Raw genomic sequence first — 2,072 nt, 5'->3', positions numbered from 1 at the left:
ATCGCAGCGTAACAATCGTATGTAAAAGGATCACTTTTAACCTAAATTTGCATAATCAATTTTCAAGGGGGCCAGTATCCTGTGACTGGGAAACTGAATGCTCCTTGTTAGATTTACCTTTCTATCATATGTCGAATTTGAATATAATTGCTTCAACTCGGTTTGAGTAAGATGATTTTGTAAAACTCGAAAACCTAGGACGGACTCAATTTTACTTATTTTGTTCGTTTGTTTAGCTAACCACTGAAACGATATCCCTTCAACAACATCTATAAACTCAATCTGCTGCAAAATGGGATTGGTTATATAATCAAAGAAATGCACAGTTAGCAATTCAAACGCTTTTCGTTTCGATGAATATTTAGATAAACTTTTCTCCTTTAAGTTAATTTCCATGCGAAGTAACCCTTTAGCTTGATCAATGATTTCTCGCGGCTGCTTGGTTCGTTTACACTCCTTCTGCTTATTATAAAATGAAATTCTTCTGCTTTTATTTCGATGCACAACGGTTTCCCGATGTCCGTATGTTTCTGGTTTTAAACGGGGCAGCTTCATTTCTGCCAATTGTTTAAGATAATCGTCAATATCCTCATTCGCTGGGAAATTCCAACAAACATCTAGCCGCTTCGTGTACCAATCCTCTTTTCGAATACTGATGTTAAACAATTCATGTAACCGTTGATGTAACCTTTGGAAAAAGAGAGGGATTTCACTTTCTTTTATGAGGTTTACATTGTTACCGTAGAGAAATTTGGGGATCGACAACTCGATTTCTAGCGTTTGATTGTAATCTCGGTAAATGATTTTCGATATGAGCGAGTCTTTGTACTTGTATTTCGTTCGGCACACACCATCCTTTTGAAAAGTAAAGGATTCCGTCTGTTGCAAATTTTCAGGATGAATATAAATTTTGGTTAACATGGTGATCGTATCGAACAAAGGCTTTCTCCTTTTCGTTTTAATGATGTACTTCAAATATGGGGAAAGATTCGGCATGTTATAAGAACATGCTTCATGAAAGGTCACCTTCCTCGGATTTCTTTCTTCGTTCCTTCTTGCTAAGCAGATCATGTTTCACGCACAGATCATAAATATCGTCATCAGCCACATTGCTCCCTCTTAGGAATTGACCAGTCCCGCACAATGGTATCCTTTTCATTTTAAGCTGAGCGATTCAAAAACCATGTCAGACCTTCAATTTACATCATCCTTCTTATATTATTATTTTACTTTTAATTTTAAAAAGATAAGCAGCCATTTCCGACTACATGATGTATATTATCATATTATTTTATTTTAAGTCAACTGTTTATCTTATTATTTTTCTTTTATAGGTTGTACATCTCTCGGACTGCCTTTTCATTCAAGAAGGACTTAAGTGGATAATAATTGTATTCTTCGATTCCGTTATTGATTCTCTTCGCAATGTTAAAGCGCTCCGCAATTTTAAAGTATTGTTCCCGCTCCAACTTACCTTCTGCTTCCAGCAAATCCTTTGCCATCTTCATCATGCCGGAACGTTCAATCATATTTACGTTTAATTTGGGCAGTTGGAAGACTTCGGATAACATGCTCAAACGTCGATAGATAAGAAATTTATCCGCCGCGTGAACATTTTCATTCCTTGTAATGGAACTTCGAATGACATATTCATTCTCAACAAGACGCGTATGGGGATTTTTCGTCGTCCCACTGAAAGAGCCATTTTTCTTTTGATATAACGTTTCCCGCGCGGCAAGTTTTATTAAATATAATGCCTGTTGACTTACTTCAAGATACCGGATGCTTTGATCTTGATTCGTTAAAGTCAGCACTCCTCGTTCGAAATCTACATCACGCATGGTAAGCTGCAAAAGCTCCGCACATCCGTCTCCTTTAACTCCCTCAAAAATAAGTCTTAAAATCACAGCGTCCTGTGCATTTACACAATTCCGTTCAAGGGAATTGAATTTTGACTCACTTAACTCGGTTATCGGTACAATAAAAGACCTGCACCAGTCCAACGGTTTATTTGATAATGGATTGACTGGAAGTGAACTGAGTCCTTCCTCAATAGCCCAATTAATGTAAGT

General features: G+C 37.1%; 2 protein-coding genes. Both read right to left on the bottom strand.

All coding sequences use genetic code 11. From position 1 onward, the window contains the following. Positions 1-36: 36 nt before the first annotated feature. On the bottom strand, positions 37-939 hold the full coding sequence (locus PEL01S_RS34140) for a phage/plasmid replication domain-containing protein (RefSeq protein ID WP_127463330.1): 903 nt from the start codon (positions 937-939) through the stop codon (positions 37-39). Between the two features lie 389 nt (positions 940-1,328). Further along, positions 1,329-2,072, bottom strand: a 744-nt coding sequence (locus PEL01S_RS34765) for a phage lytic cycle repressor MrpR family protein (protein ID WP_164824389.1), incomplete at its 5' end; no start/stop codon positions are given.

It is taken from the genome of Paenibacillus elgii NBRC 100335 (assembly GCF_004000865.1).
Taxonomy (GTDB): domain Bacteria; phylum Bacillota; class Bacilli; order Paenibacillales; family NBRC-103111; genus Paenibacillus_G; species Paenibacillus_G elgii.
Note: the sequence above shows the minus strand (reverse complement) of the source record. Positions and strands in the feature narration are given on the sequence as shown.